At 38.7% G+C, this 17,671-nt stretch carries 15 protein-coding genes; 1 reads left to right on the top strand and 14 read right to left on the bottom strand.

The annotated features are described in order from the left end of the window. Positions 1 to 287 (top strand): hypothetical protein (locus N482_RS25080; protein ID WP_196765283.1); only part of this gene is annotated, 287 nt, incomplete at its 5' end. Between the two features lie 130 nt (positions 288 to 417). Here the strand turns inward: N482_RS25080 and N482_RS00495 are convergent. From N482_RS00495 to N482_RS00555, 14 genes are all read right to left on the bottom strand, one after another. Beyond that, positions 418 to 4,575, bottom strand: a complete 4,158-nt coding sequence (locus N482_RS00495) for a hybrid sensor histidine kinase/response regulator (protein WP_081227599.1) — start codon at positions 4,573 to 4,575, stop codon at positions 418 to 420. A gap of 534 nt (positions 4,576 to 5,109) precedes the next feature. Continuing rightward, complete coding sequence (locus N482_RS00500) at positions 5,110 to 7,152, bottom strand: S9 family peptidase (protein WP_081227601.1); 2,043 nt, start codon at positions 7,150 to 7,152, stop codon at positions 5,110 to 5,112. A 420-nt stretch (positions 7,153 to 7,572) separates the two neighbouring features. Further along, positions 7,573 to 8,022, bottom strand: coding sequence for a hypothetical protein (locus N482_RS00505; RefSeq protein WP_063375236.1), 450 nt, complete (start codon positions 8,020 to 8,022; stop codon positions 7,573 to 7,575). Then, entirely contained in the window at positions 8,015 to 9,589 is a 1,575-nt protein-coding gene (locus N482_RS00510; RefSeq protein ID WP_063375237.1) for a hypothetical protein, read from the bottom strand. The genes N482_RS00505 and N482_RS00510 overlap by 8 nt, the downstream gene beginning before the upstream one ends. After that, positions 9,586 to 10,047, bottom strand: coding sequence for a beta-lactamase hydrolase domain-containing protein (locus N482_RS00515; RefSeq protein WP_063375238.1), 462 nt, complete (start codon positions 10,045 to 10,047; stop codon positions 9,586 to 9,588). Before N482_RS00515 ends, N482_RS00510 begins: the two co-directional genes overlap by 4 nt. A gap of 16 nt (positions 10,048 to 10,063) precedes the next feature. Next, entirely contained in the window at positions 10,064 to 10,615 is a 552-nt protein-coding gene (locus N482_RS00520) for a DUF6817 domain-containing protein (protein WP_063375239.1), read from the bottom strand. Continuing rightward, complete coding sequence (locus tag N482_RS00525) at positions 10,579 to 11,343, bottom strand: hypothetical protein (protein WP_063375240.1); 765 nt, start codon at positions 11,341 to 11,343, stop codon at positions 10,579 to 10,581. Before N482_RS00525 ends, N482_RS00520 begins: the two co-directional genes overlap by 37 nt. Before the next feature lie 2 nt (positions 11,344 to 11,345). After that, positions 11,346 to 12,263: a polysaccharide deacetylase family protein gene (locus N482_RS00530; RefSeq protein WP_063375241.1), complete on the bottom strand. Its 918-nt coding sequence runs from the start codon at positions 12,261 to 12,263 to the stop codon at positions 11,346 to 11,348. Positions 12,264 to 12,267: 4 nt separating this feature from the next. Continuing rightward, on the bottom strand, positions 12,268 to 13,074 hold the full coding sequence (locus N482_RS00535; protein WP_063375242.1) for a glycosyltransferase family 2 protein: 807 nt from the start codon (positions 13,072 to 13,074) through the stop codon (positions 12,268 to 12,270). Between the two features lie 10 nt (positions 13,075 to 13,084). Next, a complete protein-coding gene (locus N482_RS00540; RefSeq protein WP_063375243.1) occupies positions 13,085 to 13,981 on the bottom strand; it encodes a radical SAM/SPASM domain-containing protein in 897 nt (298 codons plus the stop codon). Next, entirely contained in the window at positions 13,975 to 14,691 is a 717-nt protein-coding gene (locus tag N482_RS00545) for a glycosyltransferase family A protein (protein ID WP_063375244.1), read from the bottom strand. The genes N482_RS00540 and N482_RS00545 overlap by 7 nt, the downstream gene beginning before the upstream one ends. A 4-nt stretch (positions 14,692 to 14,695) precedes the next feature. After that, positions 14,696 to 15,715: a hypothetical protein gene (locus tag N482_RS00550; RefSeq protein WP_063375245.1), complete on the bottom strand. Its 1,020-nt coding sequence runs from the start codon at positions 15,713 to 15,715 to the stop codon at positions 14,696 to 14,698. A 194-nt stretch (positions 15,716 to 15,909) separates the two neighbouring features. Further along, positions 15,910 to 16,044, bottom strand: a complete 135-nt coding sequence (locus N482_RS25840) for a hypothetical protein (protein WP_269202094.1) — start codon at positions 16,042 to 16,044, stop codon at positions 15,910 to 15,912. 516 nt (positions 16,045 to 16,560) lie between these two features. Further along, entirely contained in the window at positions 16,561 to 17,421 is an 861-nt protein-coding gene (locus N482_RS00555) for a hypothetical protein (RefSeq protein ID WP_063375246.1), read from the bottom strand. Positions 17,422 to 17,671 lie beyond the last annotated feature (250 nt).

Genomic DNA, 17,671 nt, shown 5'->3' on the forward strand with positions numbered 1-17,671 from the left:
GTGGTTTAGGCGACGCTTACGGAGTGACCTCAAATATTCGTGATCAAGAGTGGTACTCGCAGATAAAATCCTGCCTAATCATAGGCTTGGTTAATGACTCAAAGCTTTCAACGGAGGTGAGTTGGGGTTCTGGTAAGTGGCATAAAACCGCCTCTATACTCAAGGCAAATCTCGTATTTAGTTGGTTCCCCAGCACAGACCAAGGCGTTGCTATGATCTGGGATTTTGCCGAAAATAGCGAGCACAGTAGCCATTCGTTAGGCATCAAATACAATCACTATTTCTAACAGTCTTAATTGAAAGTGAGCTAGTTTAGTCGTCCCGCTCTACTTACATATTAATAAAAATCACCCAAAGATTTATGTGTAAGCAGAGCGAACGTCACTGCAAGGTAAACCCAGTCGTGTTTTGGTGTTGCTATTGCCACTTTGGTTGCTGGGATTTAAGCACCCATGCTTTTAACTTCTCTAGCACTTTACCCGCTTCTATCGGCTTGGTGATATAGTCGTCCATGCCTGCATCAAGGCACTTTTGTTTGTCGCCTTGCATCGCATTCGCAGTCATAGCGACAATGGGGATGCTTGATTGATTTACTCCTGCCGATTTCGCTCTGATATTTCTAGTGGTTTCGTAACCATCCATTTTAGGCATTTGGCAATCCATTAACACAATTGAGTAAGGGTTGGTACTACCAACTTCAGCAAGTTTCTCCAATGCCTCAACACCATTTTCAGCAATTTCAGTGGTAACCCCGATCCCATTTAAAATGCGCATTGCGACTAGTTGATTTACTTTGTTATCTTCAACCAACAATACTCGGGTACCATTTGCCCAAGAAGACGCTTCCGTACTTACTTCTTTTTGTTGCTTTTGCATGCAGTTATTCTCATGGTGACCAATTTTAGACTCACCATTCAAGGTCGATAACGCAGATAATAAGTCATTCATCGTGGCTGGTTTTGAAAAATGACCATCCAGTGGCACCGAGCTATTCTCAATCGCATCATAGTGCTCACTCAATAGATTCATCATCACAAGCTTTATGCCTTTATCTGGCGCGAGCTTTCTAATTTGTTTTGCCAGCGACTCCCCACTCATATCAGGTAATGTTTTATTAAAAAATACAATATCAACGCGATTAGACGATAGTATCTCTAATGCTTGCTCGGCATTAGAGATATCAAACGTCCTGACTCCCCAACGCTGTAATTGTTTACAAATAGCTTTATTACTTGATGTAACGGGGTCAACCAATAGCGCGACCAAACCTAACTGTTCAAAAGAAGGTTCTGATCCACTGAGTTTATTGCTTTTAGTCACTACACAAGTAAATTCAAAACAGCTGCCGTGATTTATTTTACTCGAAACACTCACATCGCCATTTAGCAACTGGCACAACTTTTTGGTAATGCTGAGACCCAACCCTGTTCCACCATATTTACGCGTTGTTGATGCATCCACTTGTATAAATGAATCAAATAAACTGGATAGCTTTTCCTCAGGGATCCCAATACCTGTATCTTGTATTTGGCAAGTAAATAGTAGGTGTTTTTCATTGCTATCAGGTTCAAGCTTAGCGCGAACAATGATTTCACCCCGCTCGGTAAATTTAATCGCATTACTTAATATATTGGTAATAATTTGTCTGATACGTCCAGGATCTGAATTTACCATTGGTGAATTTACGTCTACCAAATCTACAATGATGCTGACTCCTTTGGATTGAGCAGAAAGCGCCATAGACTCACATAATTGTTCAACCATCTGTTTTAAGTCGAAGTCTATTAGCTCCAACTCTAGTTTGTCCGCCTCTATCTTAGAAAAATCCAAAATATCATTAATCAGAGTCAGCAGCGAGTGTGCACTTGTACTTGCAATGTTAACCGAATGGACCTGCTCTGGTGTTAAACTACTGTGCTTCAAAAGCTCTAGCATACCGAGTACACCATTCATTGGCGTCCTGATTTCGTGACTCATATTAGCCAAAAACTCTGACTTTAAGCGCGTGACTTCTTCTGCTTTTTTTAACGCTATTTCTAGGTCTTTTGCCTGCATTTTAAGTGACGCTGTTTTTTCAGATACCTGCTTTTCGAGTTGAATCACAAACTGCTTTTGTCTGCCTATCTCAGCTTTTTGTAGCTTAGTACGTAAATAAATGACGGTAAAAACAACCATAGCAATCGCCAAAACATAAAAACAATAGGCCCACCATGTTTTCCAAGGAGGCGGTGCAACATGCAATCGGATAGACAAAGTATTTTCGCCCCAATACCCATTACTATTTGTGGCCTTAACCTGAAATGTGTAGGTTCCCCCATCTAAATTAGTAAACGAGGCTGTATTTCTATTCCCTATCTCTATCCAGTTATCATCGTAGCCTTCCAGTTTGTATGCATATTGATTTTTACTAGGAGACACAAAGTCCAACACAGAGAATTCAAAAGAAAAAATGTAATCAAGGTATGAAATATAAATATCGTTTATATACGCATAGGGTCTATCTAGCCTGACCGGCTGACCCATTTTATTAAATCCAGTCAACACTAAGTTGGGGTCACTGCGATTTGACTTCAACGGTTGTGTGCTAAAGTATTCAACGCCTCGTTGGCTACTCGTAAAAATTGTATTATTTTTACCCTTAATCAGACTACTTGGATAGTAATTTAAACCGAGCACCCCATTGCGGCTATCGAAATTACGTACCTTCCCAGTCGATGGAGAAAACTTAGTGATGCCTTTATTGGTCGTTAACCATAAATTCCCTTCCTGATCATCCGAAATCGCCCGAATCAAATTACTCGGCAATCCATTTTGGGTACTGTAATGTATAAAACTATTCTCTTCTTCTTGATACAAGTTCAGCCCTTGCTGAGTTGCTATCCAAATAGCGCCATCTTGTGATTGATGGATGTCTTGCACAATGCTGCCCAACAAGCTGTCCGTTTTGTATGCATCATTCACAAACGACTTAAACTTCTGACTCGACTCTACCCACAAATTTACACCACCCCCGGTGCCAACCCAGATATTCTGAGATTTGTCTTTGTAGATTGTTAATACTTCTGGGTGTGATAGTCCATAAGAAGAATCTAAATGTTTAAACGTATTTGTGCTTGGAGTATAAATATATACCCCATTTTTATAAGTCCCAATCCATAGGTTGCCGTGTTTATCCGCGGAAAGTGCACGGATCTCTCTAAACTCTCTATAGTACGGTTCGGTGCTAGGGTACTTTATTAATTCACTTATTTTAGTATCTAAGTAAAACTTGGCTATCCCTTTGTCTAAAGCCATCCAGAGTATATTCTGGTTGTCCAAATATAAAACAGGGCGCTCAAGCAAAGCGTTACTTTCAAATCCGTTTTGTTCATTAAAAACGGGCGCAGACAATTGGTGTAAAGTTTGTGAAGACACTTCCCATTTCAATAAGCGAGACTCAGAATTTGCTATTAAAAGGTCGCCATTTTTATCCGCGGTTATGCCATTGGGCGCGATTAAATCTGGGCTATTGATTGGTTTGAATTTACGGTGTGGGACCAGCTTAAATATTCCATATACTTCATTGGTGATCCAGATGGTTTTTGCGCTATCTTCAAATATGATTCTAAGCCCATTGTTATGTTCAAGCTCTAACTGGACTAATTGTTCACTTACATTGGACTTTCTAAAAACACCTTTACTGGTAACAAACCAAATATATCCATCTTGATCTTCAATCATAGAGTTAACTTGCCCCAAATGAACCTTCCCAATGACTCCAATTTCAGAAAATTCTCCAGTTATGGGGTCAAATGAAAAAGGGCCTTGCTGCGTACCTACAAAAAGCTCCCCTTTTGAAGTTTTCAAAATATGCCTTATTTCGTTGGCACCCGTTGGCGTGTCATTGCTAGGGTCTGGGAAAAAGTATCGAAAGCTATTCTGTTGTTTGTCATACAAATTCAAGCCATAACTTGTTGCAACCCACAAGCTATCATTGTCATTATTTTCTATGTCCCAAATGCGATTATGCGACAAACCTTGAGTAATGCTCGAGCCCACCTGAACATGCTCAAAACGGTCGTTTTCAATGTACCGGTTTAGACCTTTATCATATGATCCCAACCAAATAGAACCGTCTAAATCATGGTACAGGGACTGTATTCTATTCGCAGAAATTGAATCGGCTCTTTTAGGGTCGTGAATAAAGCTCTCAAACTGGCCCGTTTTTGGGTCATAGCGATTTGCCCCGCCACCCCATGTACCAACCCATATACCGCCATTTCTATCTAACATTAGATTGCCAGCATCATTATGGGATAAGCCATTGATATTGTCGCTGTCGAATTCAAATAATGTGACTTTGCGTCCATCGTAACGCATCACACCATTTTCAGCAGTGCCGAACCAGAGAAACCCTTGCTGATCTTGGATAATTGAATAGATTTCAGGAGATGCGAACCCCTCTTCAGCAGTCAGTTTTTTCACTGAATATTGATTAGCAAGTATTGGGATGCTGCCAAAGCATGTGCTTGGTATCACAGCCACTAATATCCAAATAATATGTAGTACTATCGCAAGCCGTTTACCCATGGACATTATTTACTACCGTTTATGGTATTGAATTAAAGTTCTCGTTCTAATAGGCTAGTTTATAATGTACACTATTTCTACGCATTTTATTGTTTACTCTATAAAAATGTAGAGAGCTCGTCGCGCGATAGTAACCCAGCACACATCTCGCTATAGAAGAATTCGTACTCTGCTATTTGCCCTTACACTCACTTTCACACTTTCGGAGCAATGCTTGCTTTACTTATGGCAAGGTATGCGTATTTTACTAGCCAGTTTAAGAACACAATAATACGAATATACTTTTCGCAGTGTGGTACGATTGAATTAACAAATATGAATATGGCACTTGCCGATGTGTCTTACTGCATAATTGAGATATACTTTATACTTGTGACAGACTACTGTGCGTCAGCGCTCTCACGATTTAATTAAACTAACTCTAACGAAGTGCTTGAATTTGTTTGGGGGAAGTCAAAATACAAGTATAAAAAACTTCCTCTATCTCATAAGACTGCGCGGTTTAACCCAAGTTAAAGCCTTGGGTCAAACCTGTCATTACTAGTGATAACGAGAAAACCACTCCATAATACGCGTTAACCTTTCTACTAGGTTTGTTGGAGTCCCTGTGCGTGAAAGAGAGTGCGTTTCGCCTTTGAATACCACCATTTCAACGGGCACGTCGTTAGCTTTCAATGCATAAAACCACTCTTGCCCTTGCCCAATTGGCGTAATCATATCTGCATCGCTATGAATAATTAGCGTTGGTGTTGAAACTTTATCAGCATATTTTAGTGGTGAGCGGTCCCAATATGCATCAAAATTGGTCCACAAGTTACCGCCGAACTCTTTCGTCATCTGATTTGGCGTGTACTCTTGAGTACCCGCTTCGGATATCCATGAACTGACACTGCGCTGAGTTACAGCAGCTTTAAACCGATCGGTTTTGGTTGTGATCCAATTTGTTAGAAACCCGCCATGACTACCGCCTGTAATATACAACGACTCTTTGTTTATCCACTTGTTTTGTGCAAGTACCTCATCAAGAAATTGCATATTGTCTCTGTAATCTGCTCCACCATAATCTTTACGCACAGCCTTGCTATGCGCAGTGCCATAGCCGCTGCTTCCTCTATAATTTACATAGGCAACTGCATAACCTTGTGCCGCATACATTTGATTTTCATGAAACCACTGATGCCCCCACATGCCACCTGGGCCTCCCTTGATGTTCAAAATAAGTGGGTAGGATTTATTTTTATCGAAATCCAGAGGTTTGTGAATAAAACCTTGAACTTCCATCCCCTTTTCATTGGTGAACCAAAGCTTCTGTGCTGGCGACAGATCCTTCTTAGCGAGAAGTGCCTCATTAAACTTCGTGAGCTGAGTGAGTGCCTCTGATTTAATGTTATAGCGATAAAGCTCCGGCAATTCAGTCGAACTCTCCACTGTAAAAACTAAGTAGTCACCGTTATTGGACACAGCTAGATTTTTAATGCTTCTATTTTCGTTAATTAGCTTCGTTACTTCGCCTGTTTTTACTGAAACCGAAAAGAGTCTATTGGTGCCATGGTCATTGGTTGTGAAGTAAAGCCGCTTATTGTCTGGTGCCCAAATTGCGTGTGATGCATTCCTATCAAAATTTTGGGTAAGGTTTTTTACTTTCGAATTTTTTCCTGCAACGATCAAATCTGCTTGTTCATAGGTGTCTTCTTGGTGCACGTACGCCAACAGGCCATCACTCTCAGATAAACTAACACTATATTGTGCATGCTCGTGATGGGTAAGCGCAGTGATTTTTTTTGTTGCTACCTCTAGACGAAAAATATCTGAATTTGAATCGCCTTCGTATTCTAGACCTGTTCTATTCGCATGAAAATAAACGTAATTGCCATCGTTAGAAACTACGGGACTATTTGCGTTCCAATCTTCACCTGAAGTTAGCTGTGTTAATTCACTTGTTTGGATATCAAATATAAACAGGTGTCTGCGTTTATCACTTAAATAGCCAGTTCCATTGCCAATATACTGGGCATGCTTTACAACGACAATGTCAGGTTTTACACGCTTGGTAGGTCTGCTTTCTGATACAGAGTTGGCAACAGCATCTGATTTTTCATCTTCAGCGTTAACACGCAATGTCAACAGTAGTTTGTCACCTGACGGCAGCCACTCAAAGCCAGAGAGACTTTGTGTCAATGCTGTAATCTGCTTAGCTTCTCCACCGTTGGCTGGCATCATAAAGACTTGAGGTTTACCATCAACAGAACGAATAAATGCAACTTTGCTACCATCCGCAGACCACCTTGGCGCGCGATCACCTGTGCCTTGCGTAAACTCAGAAACCGTACCAGATTTGTTGATTTTATAGATCTGACTATTACGACCACTTGCATCTTCATTTACTGTTCTTTTCACAAATAAGACCGTTTCATCATTTGGAGCAATTTGAGGTTCGCCCATAAATACAAAATCAAAATAGTCTTCAGGCACTAAACCACTTATACCATTATTGTTCGCTGACACCTCAGCATGCCAAGTGACCATAAGCGAAGGCAATAACATACAGCTCAATGACTTAATAGACTTAAGTTTTTTAATCATAAAAATACTTCCAAAAAGCGAAACCTGATCAGTCAGGCATACATGTTGTGGCAATAAAAATCTAATTTCCTGATTTAAGAAATTATAATTGTTAGATTTCTTCTAGCTCCTAGGGTATTGAACAGAAGAATCAAAGTCTCAAAAATTCTGTGAATAGCCGTTAATACGTGGTCAATTCAGGGAAATATGTAAGGTTGACGAAATTAAGCCTACGGTACAGTAAAAAGACCTACTTGATGACAAGCCACCTAGCAAGTCTCTAACTTACACATTGAATCGCCCCGAGTTCATCGGAGACTATTTTGTTTAAGTCAGGCCTCTTTACCTGACCCTGTTAATTTATCATAGTAGTCTGCTTCATATTGAGCAGGTGACACATATACTCATTTGTATAATCATGTCTGAAATGTACTATGCACATCACAAGGAAATAAGCTTACCTTCTGAAATTTTTTTTATACCCGCTAGTTTCTTTAAGGCTTTACCAAACTTATACGGTTTTGCATTTCGCTTATATACGTATTTTGAGTTTAAAAACTGATCAGACACTTTCGCTAGTATGTTTAAACGGTAACTGGGGTTTAAAACCACATCGAGTACTAAGCCTATATCACCTTCTTCCCATTCATAGCTATAGATTGGGGGAGTACCTAATTGTAAATAGCGCTGCCAGGTTTCGTCTATAACATCAGCCCAAATAATATACGCTTGAACAAAATTAGTAGCCTTGTCACGCATTATGTATATTTTTGACCTCTCAATTGAATAATCAATAAGACGAAATTCTTCTATGCTTGTCTCTAGGTTTATTCCAGCCCTAAAACGCATGATGTCAGCTAAAGTCGTGTCTTTATCTAGTACGTTACTCATCTACTAATCCTCCAATTACCGTACTGACAGTATCAAAATAGCGCAAAAATATATCACGATGGGCCTGGAAAAAATCACAACTTATATCTTCACAACTTAGTGCAGAAACTGGTCGCTCACTACATTGAGCTCCACTTACCATCTTGAGTGTTACACCATCAAAAACGTAGCGAGATAATCCGTTTGTACTTTGATAAATGATCTCTTCTTTGTTCAGCTCATCGTCAAACACCCACATAGAACTTAACCTATAAGCATCTATCAAATTTTGAATGCATTGCGGTCCGGCTTGCTCAAGTGACTTTTCTAGGTTGTCCTCAACATGTGTTCTAAAATAAAGCGCTGATAATAAATCACGCTTCATCGCTTTAATAAAGCACAGAACTACAAATGCCTCAAACGTAACACGCTCTTTATGTTCATATTGAGCATAAGCTGCATGATATAAGTCGTATTCAACGGATCCTTTGTCATTAAGCGCCGATGTAAAGATTGCTATTAATGGGGCTTTAAAGGTGTTTGAGGCTTCATTTCCTAAGTTCCCGGTAAAATAAACTCTGCTTTCTTTGTTAAGTGCTTTTTTAAATTTGCCAAATAACTCTGCTGCCTTGCTATTAAGCTCTATAGACGCCATAACATCCCTATCTAAACCGAATATATAAGGCATATGGTAGTCAACACTCATATCGAGTGAAGAGGTATAATAATCATGCAAAATAGTTGTATCAAAAGTCACTTGATTGAATTTCGAATAGGTATCACATAATTCTTGAGAAACCTCTAAAGCAATAGTTGGCTCTTGATAGTAGGTTAAGTTCGCTACGCGATAATTTCTTCCTCTATCCACAAATGTTGGCGTCACAAGATCAATCCAACCACCATCCATCAAAATGTTAGACGGTGTCATGGCACCATGTGTAATACCTGCAACACGTGAAAAACCAAACTGCTCTGCGCAGCCTTGTAAAAAACCAGCAACAAATTCAAGAAAGCCCTCAGGAGAGCCACACTCATCTGCCAACGTTTTAATTACACGCCTAATTCGTTCTAAATCTGGTTCTACAACATGCTCATATTCAGGTTTAACTTTAAAGGTATACGCTCTTAAATAATGAGCTGGACGTTCACACTTTTCTCTAATGAACAGCGCACCATGGGTTGCTTTAAGCTCCCCTTCTTTGGCTTCATCAAATTCAAAAGCTGTATTAGAACCTGTGTAAATCACACCATGAAAGTCGGCGACACCAACTGGCAACACATTTTTGAGCACCTCCGAGTAGACGGCTTCAACTAAAGCTTCGACTAAAGGCACAGTACCATGGCTGTAGTTGCTTCCTTTGATTTCTCCCGCTAAGGGTGTCAATCCAACACCTTTAACTTGGTAATTACCATAATTAGCAGCTCTGGCACCACCGCCATGATTACTGATACTCCGGCCACCGTAACGTTCAAACTCAGGATCAGTAAAATCCAAATCTGCAAGGGGTTTATTTTTATATATGACGAAGCTGTCAGGTAACTCAATGTTACTCAAGACAACGTCATCTAGTTTTATGAAGTTACTCATTGGATACTTTCCTCAACAATGTTCATAAATGCTGCCTTATCTCGCATTCCCCAGAAAACTCCTTCTGACATGGCGTCTTTTTCAGGCTTTCTAAGTAAAAAATAGTGATAAACGGCAATTAGAATGCCAATGCGATTTCCTGTTAAACAGTGCAAGAAAGTGGGTTGATCTGAACAGGTTTTCAAAGTAGCTATTAATGTTTTTGCATTGGCAATTGTAATGCCTGAAATTCGATCAAAACCTATGCTTAAATATTCCATCCCCAACTGGGATACAATGGCTTGCTCATTCCACTTTTGCTCATAGTCAGGAATGCAATTCACCACGCGCATGACACCGTGCGACTTTAGCACCATTAAGTCTTGCTCAGTGGGTTGTCCGCCAACAATTAACTTCTCGTTTATTACTTGGAAAAAACAGAAAGGTAAGTCCGATTCTTTGAGATTGTGTAATGTCATTTTCAAAACCAGCCCCTCACGGAAGAAACTGGGCAAACAACTTATCTAACTCAGTCTGGGTTTTCTCACTCACTAAGGGGTACATATTTTTAAACATTCTGAGAAGATCTTGGTGATATTGTTCTACAGCTTTATTTCTTGCCACATCCAAGTCGTTTGCGATGGTTAGTTCACAGAAGTCATTAAGAAACTCTTCAGGAAAAGGAGCGTGCTCTCCTGTGAATCGGTCAACAAACGTGACTGGTGACTTCGTACCAATTTTAGGTATAACTTTAGGTTTGTCACAAGAACAAAACATGTATACTAGCTCTTCGGCTCTTGAACCTATCATACTTGCAACTTCGGCTCTTTTTTCGACACCTAGTAGTCTAGAGCGTGTCGGGTCTGAGCCGTATACGGCATGAAACAGACCAGCCAAACATAACTCTTCGCTTAAATCCCAACTTTTCAGCAGGTGATATGTACCCAGTAAATGTTTAGTTAAAGTCCCGTTGATATGCTCAATGTCTGAGCCTAAGCTTTGTAGCTGCTCTACTCGCTCTTCCAAGTTTTCTTTTCTAATTTCCATTTTTTCAATTCATCTTTAAAGTAGTATCGGCAAGGTTGATGTTTTTCAGCCTCTTGCAGTAAATTGATTGCGGTATCTATATCGAAACGGTGATAGCGGAAATATAATGCTGCTTCACGTATGTTCTTAACGTGAAACCGCTGTTCAGTACTTCCTCTTATTTCAGAGATAGGCTCATATGCAGCTAAATTTAATATAATGTCATGTCGTGCTAAAAAGCGTGTTAATTCAAGTACACAATCACTTGAATGGTTATAAGCAAAGTAGTTTTGCGCCCCCTTTAATCGACTAACCACTTTTTCGTAATACGCGAGATAATAAGCACGCCAATGTTCAAGCACTTGTGCTTCGTTTAAATTAAGGGCCTTAGTCGCTTTAGGTAAATAGCCATAGCAGTTTGCTCTTTGCTCCAACCACCCTTCAACAGGAAGGTAATTGAAAATAAACAGCGCATTAGGCTGTTCTTCAAGCAGCGTGTCTAGAACTCGTTCATGTGTATAGATAAAATCGCCATTCTTATCCTCATGCTGAATTTGAGTAAAAAACTGGCAAGATTCAAACCCGTTTATCAGTGGCAAACCATTTTGGTAGTTGTTTAAAGCGCTCGAAGAAAAACCATCTTCGTCACCAAACGTGCAATTATATCCATTATCAACAAAATAACGGTGTAGCCCCAGCCCACCACTTAAATCAAAACCAATAAGGTAAATTCGTTTTTTAATTTCCATACTTACTTAAATACACTGTTCCTTTGGAGCAAATCATCTAAATATTTTGTATTTTCAGCCTCAGATCTCAGTAAAGCTTTATCAGTACCTTTATCGTGTGCCATAGCAGCAATACGGCCTTGCTTATTAAATTCAAAACTAGCGCTATATTTCAAAAGCGTTGGATCTTCGTAAGCCTCACTTGGCGCAATAATTTTCCAACCTTTACTTTTAATGTGCGCCACCAAATCTCCAATAAACAAAGCTGCTAACTCGTTTTCATGGAGCAATAAAACGTGCTTCACTTCTGTACCGAGATGCTTAACAGCTACTTGATCGTAGAACTCGATCGAACGCCAAATGGTTTCAACATACACTTCTTTGAGCTTGTCGTAATTGATCGATTTCTTTTTACTGATTGCTTCAAGTAACTTGCTATTAATGTACCAATCAAAGTTGTCCACTGTGACGTAGCCAATTTGATACTGTAATTCCTCTAATCTTGCTTTAATTTGCTTTCTTTTTTCCTGTGTTTCACCATAATGCAAAAATGGAAAGCGGTGTAGTTTTAAAACATTGTCATAGCTTTGAAGAATCAAATGAGACTGATAAAAATCGAGTAAATAGTCATTACTAGTGGATTTATTCAGAGAAAAGTGGCCATGACTGTGATGGCCTAAATGAAAGCCTGCTTTTGTATAAGCATTTAACCTGTCAATGCCTTGTTTATCCTTTATATTACCTGTGGTAACAAAAAATAAAGCATCGCTTACGTGCTGTGCCTGCAAACCCTTGATGATTTTTTGTGTCTTTTCTTCACCACTCATAAAACTATTACCCGGTAAAGGCGCATCATCAAATGTAAGTGCAATCTCCTTGCTTGCGCTTGAAGCACAAAAAAACAATCCGATGACTGTATTCAGTAAGACAAATGCTCTCATCCTTTTAAACCTCTATGGCCAGTTCTGCGACAATCTGTTTATATGGCCGCCTTTGTGCAAGTTTATAATCGACCTCTGTCAGCCAATTAAAGTTCTTGTTCTCTAATAATGACCCTTTAACAATGTTCTGGATCCAAGTGTTTTCATGGGGCATAAGGGGAATAGAGCGGTAAATAAGCTTAGATAAATGCTCTGTTGGACATGTGTTTTTACTGTGTACTTTATAAATATAGAGATGTGGATAAAAAATCAAAGATAGATTTTTATTCAACGCTTCAAGCAGCGGCGTATCTTCACCTCGATTCAAACTCGGATACTTCAAATTGTTTTCTATAAGAAAGCGTCGACTACAAAAAAGCGAGGCCTCCCACTCTCTATGAGGCGAAATATATGCCTTTTCATCTCGCTCATCGAACATTATGACATTACTAATTGCCACAGCTGGTACATCTAATCGGCGTAACTCCGACAGGCTCACACTCAACCTATCAGGATGATATGTGTCATCATCATCCCAGATGCAAATATATTCACCTTGAGCTTCATTTATTGATAAGTTTCTTAGGTCGCCTAATGTAATCTCATGTCTGTTAGTAACGATACACGCTTTTACACTCTCGTCTTTAGCTTGTAATTCTTCAACATACTCAACCGTGGGATAATCATCTGCACTACATACAACTACAAATTCTTTGTTTTTGTAGCTTTGATTTTGGTAATACAGGTATGCATTTTTGAATTCATTTATCCTGTTGCTAGTTAGACATAAGCAAGATATTTTTGGATCATCAGTCACAGTAAAATTTGTCATAACATATCCATCATGGCTTGAAACAGCGTTCACACTTTACACAAACATCATATTGGCTGATTTCATTTTTCTTATGCGCTTCAATGAAGTCTGTGTACTTTTCTCCAGCAAATACCTCTGACAATTGCTGCTTTCTTAAATTTCCGAAAATTACTGTTGAGTTTGAATCAAAACAGCACGGAATAATGTCTAGATCCCAAGTTACTTGTAAAATACGTTTTCGAAACCCCCAGACAACTGAGCACACCCCTTTGGTCTCAGGCTTGTTATATGCACGCCCACCTCCATAGTTATGGATCACATTTTGTCTGAAAACCTTCACACCTTGATCTTGAAGCCAAGTTGCAAGCTCTTCTTTTTTACTTTTTGTATAGCCTGGCTGCGTAATGTCATCATGCGTTGGAAACTCTCTAATCACGAGCTCCATAGCCGACCCCAAAGCGCGAATTCGAGACATTATCCGTGCAATGTTTTCTTTGACTCGCTCAAATTTGTTAACACCATGGGACTCTTTATAAGAAGCCTCGTCGACCCCATAGAAACTCACTTCTATGGTACTTAGTCCACTCATAACAATTTCATCAATCGCGTTATCTTTGAGTGGTACACCTAAAGTGGAAATGATTCTCGATTTTGCTTCCGGCCACACTTTTTTAATCAAGCTAGCTTTTTGTGCTAGAGATCTGTCTAGCAAAGGCTCTCCAAATCCATGTAGGTCAACTTTACCTTTGTATTCTCCCACCCTATCCAATACAAGCGCCAAGTCTTCAATACTCATAAACCCGCGATCGCGAGTGAGCTCTTCCCTTGGGCAGAAAAAGCACTTGTAGCCACAGTGGTTGGTATTTTCAATTCTAATTTCTTCGTAGTAATCTATTTCTAAACTGATATTTGTTTCTGCTAACACAAACACACCTCTCGAGAAACATGTTTTACATCAACAAATAAAGTGCCATATTGATTTTTAGCTTCACGTTTCTTTGAAAAAAGCTGACGATTTTCCATTCTCATTTGAGAGACTGAATCACAGTGATAATTTCTGGTTCTAACTTCATCTGAATGACTTAAATGAATTGCGTGGGCAATCTTTTGAGGCTCTACGCCGATATACTCGAGCCTTTGCAAGAAATCAACATCTTCCATCCCCCACCCTATATAATCACTGGAGTACCCTGCGACTTTTTTATAATGAGAGGATTTCAAAAGACATATCCCAGGGCCCTTTCTTATTTCACCATTATCTGACTCAATCACATATTCTGGCGAAAAAACGCACCCCATATCTCTATTGATTGACCAAACTTCAAAAGCCCTTTCAAAAAATTTTTTGTCTAATAAAACATCCGCATCACAAATTAAAACGTGCTCATTTGTAACATACTCATAACCAACATTGATCGCTATAGATTTATTGAAATACGCTTGCTCAATGACAAAAATGTACGAAAGGTCAATACTTTTATTAAACTCTTCGACCTGCTTCTGGGTCAAAGATGGCGAACTTTTATCAAAATCAACGATGATGATTTTTCCAAAAAAATCCCCCAGAGCAATAAAGTGACTGACGACTTTATCAACTTCTCTTTTGTTTGTTGCGGGTATAATAACGTCAATCATAAATTTAATATCTTAGTTCATCGATAAAAGAGGAGAACTTTTCACCTGAGTGATTATAATTAAATATTACACTATCAAGATCACACTTACCTTGTTGAAAGCTTGAGCTCAACAAGTGACTATACAACTCTTCTATAGACTTTGTGACAGGGATACCTAAGCGCTTATAGACATCGCCTCTAAAAGGCTTATTGCTGGTAGGTTGATAAGAAACGACCTTTTTCCCCATTTTTTTTGCGATTATTAATGTTGTTGAATATGTACTTACAACAACATCACATGAAGATATGAAATCGATTATTGAAGCATCTTTATGACTTGTAACTTCACATTTTATAGAGCTAGAACCTAGGTAATCATATTTATCAGAAGCAAGTTCTTTTGGGTGTTTTCTAATAATTAGATCCATATTCAATCGCCCACCCAGCTCGACCAATTCTTTACCAATTTCGATTTCATTGTATCCATAATCACTGCCCCAATTTTTAAAATCACTCAAATTTGGAACAGTTAAATAACCAATTCTCTTATTATTGTTATTATTGCTTTCTTGTTCAATTTCTTTAAATAAGTTATCTAGGTATAAACTACCTAAAGACACAACTTTATTTTTAGGAATGCCTATATTTATTAGGTTTTCATACGTGAGTGTATCAGATACACAAATATGGTCAGGTAAGTGTAGCTCGCCTTGGTACATAAATTTATTTGCGTCACCAGATATATCTTGGAGTAAAACTATTGATTTTGCTTTAGATTCTCTTGCTTCTCTAAAAATTGCTCTCTCTTTATCACCTGGCCACATCATGCCGGTGATAACGATATCTCCCTTCTTCAACCCAATTTCTTTTGCTATGTTGTGCGGTTTCATTTTGGAAGAGACAAAATCGTTGGGTAATGTTGGTAATACGCCGTCCGTCAACAACTCTACCGCTAAATCAGGACATTTACTTTTTAGTTCATTTGCGGCAATCAGCAATGTTTCCGCAGCCAAATTACCAGTAACAAAAAAATAAACTTTCATTGTAGAGCCCATAAATAATTCTGACTTTAGCTAGTTATAAAAAGCTTCTATAGATGAGTGCAGTTACCTATGAATTTGATATTACTTTTAGTTATTAATAACGATAATAGACAACTACATAAATAACAGGGGATTTAAATAGGCTTAGCCAGCCCTTAAAATTGACTAGCTAAACCTCATGTGCATATCACATATTAACGCATTGCGTAAAGCTCAGACGCTTCTACACGAGCAGCACGGTAGTTTTGGTTAGCAACTTCGCCACCAACAACTTTATTAAGTTCAACTAGGTTGATTTTTTTTACTTTAAGGTTCTTCTTTTGTTTCATTTTAATATCCTTGTATATGTTTTAGTTAAAAACATGTTTTAAACTATATAAACCATCCAAATTAGTCAACAAAATTTTAATTTAAATAACATTGATAAATAATAACTTAAGAACCCTTTTAAATGAACGTTAGCTCAAAAACCTCAAGTGATATTGATTATCAATTGTAATTGAGAATCCCATTGTACTACCTATTCTTAACTTTCGTAATTTAGTAACGCAGTAATATAAGGTTTGTGAACTAAACTATTAAAATTGAAGTTATGCGCTCTTTAAAGCTTACTCACTGTAGTAATCCCGTTGAATGCAGAGGCGCTAATTGACTACCAAACCAATATAATTGCTGTCTACCTCACAGACACACAATAGAAAATTTAGATGAAAAAAATGTTAATACAATCAGATCCCAAAAAGGTATTCAACATGGGTTCAATAGCCAATACTTCTAACCAGACATCATAAAGTAAAGGCATATAGCGAAAGACTCGATAGATATATGCCTTATTAATAACCTACTTAATTTGCCTTAAAGTATAGAGGCGGATAAATCTGGCTAAGCTCTTTCGCCTCAATGATTTGCCCGTTGCCCAGCATCCTATTTGCGGATGATAATAACGACTCTTCTACTCCATTCATTCGATACGCAACAGCAACTTCATTACCTTCAGCGCCGACATCTAAACATTGTTTAACTTGAAATTTATTGCTCTCTCCGCGCCATTCACATTTAAGCAGTACCGCTTCTACGCCATCAATAAGACGCGTTTCAGGGAAAGGCCTAAAGTACACTGGGTCTACATCACACGCAGTGGGCGATGGCTCTTTGACAATCACAGTACCACCTTCAAAATAGTTGAGTGCCCATCTATTAAAATGTAGCACACAAGCTGTGGAATTACCGGATTGCAGCTTAGTTGCAACAAGCACACGATTTAGTTGACCCTGTAGGTTACTGCACATAAGTTTGTGGGTGTTATTTTGACCCTGTTCCCAATTACACTCTAGTAACATCTCTTCTACCCCCTCTACAATTCGTTTTTGGGGCGCAGGCAGAAAAGACACTGAATGCCCATAACATAAAGTCGTTGAGCCGGTTATTTGAACTGTGCCTTTAAGCTCTGTGCGATATCCGTGAAGCCTCTCGACATTACAAATTCCATAGCTCGGAATAATGGCCCTATTTGCGACAACAATGTCTGGGGCACCCGGATCCATAGGATGACTACAGTATTGACTTTCGAAAGTTCCCATCTCGTTTTGATGAGTAAGCTGCCAATGACACGACATTGGTTCAGCATCTTGTGCATGCGTATGTAAAGTAGAAGCGCCAAGTATCAAAGTTATTATTTTAAGTGCTTCATTTATCTTGATTGTCATACTAATTATCCTTTTTAGTAATTATATTTTTTATGTGAAAAGCGAATGCCTAAATCTATGCTAACAACATATAAGAATGATATAAACAAGCTATAACAGTTACTTACAATCAATTACTTAACTCAACAGATGCCAACAAAATTGAGTAAAAAAGCAACTAATGCTCGAATTAAGTATTTCATAAAGGCACTTGGTGAGCAGTATTAGAAACGCAAATTTAAATTGAAAAGGGTAGTGTTCAAAAATCTGT

Origin of the sequence: Pseudoalteromonas luteoviolacea NCIMB 1942 (assembly GCF_001625595.1) — a bacterium.
In the GTDB taxonomy this organism is placed as follows: Bacteria; Pseudomonadota; Gammaproteobacteria; order Enterobacterales; family Alteromonadaceae; genus Pseudoalteromonas; species Pseudoalteromonas luteoviolacea_A.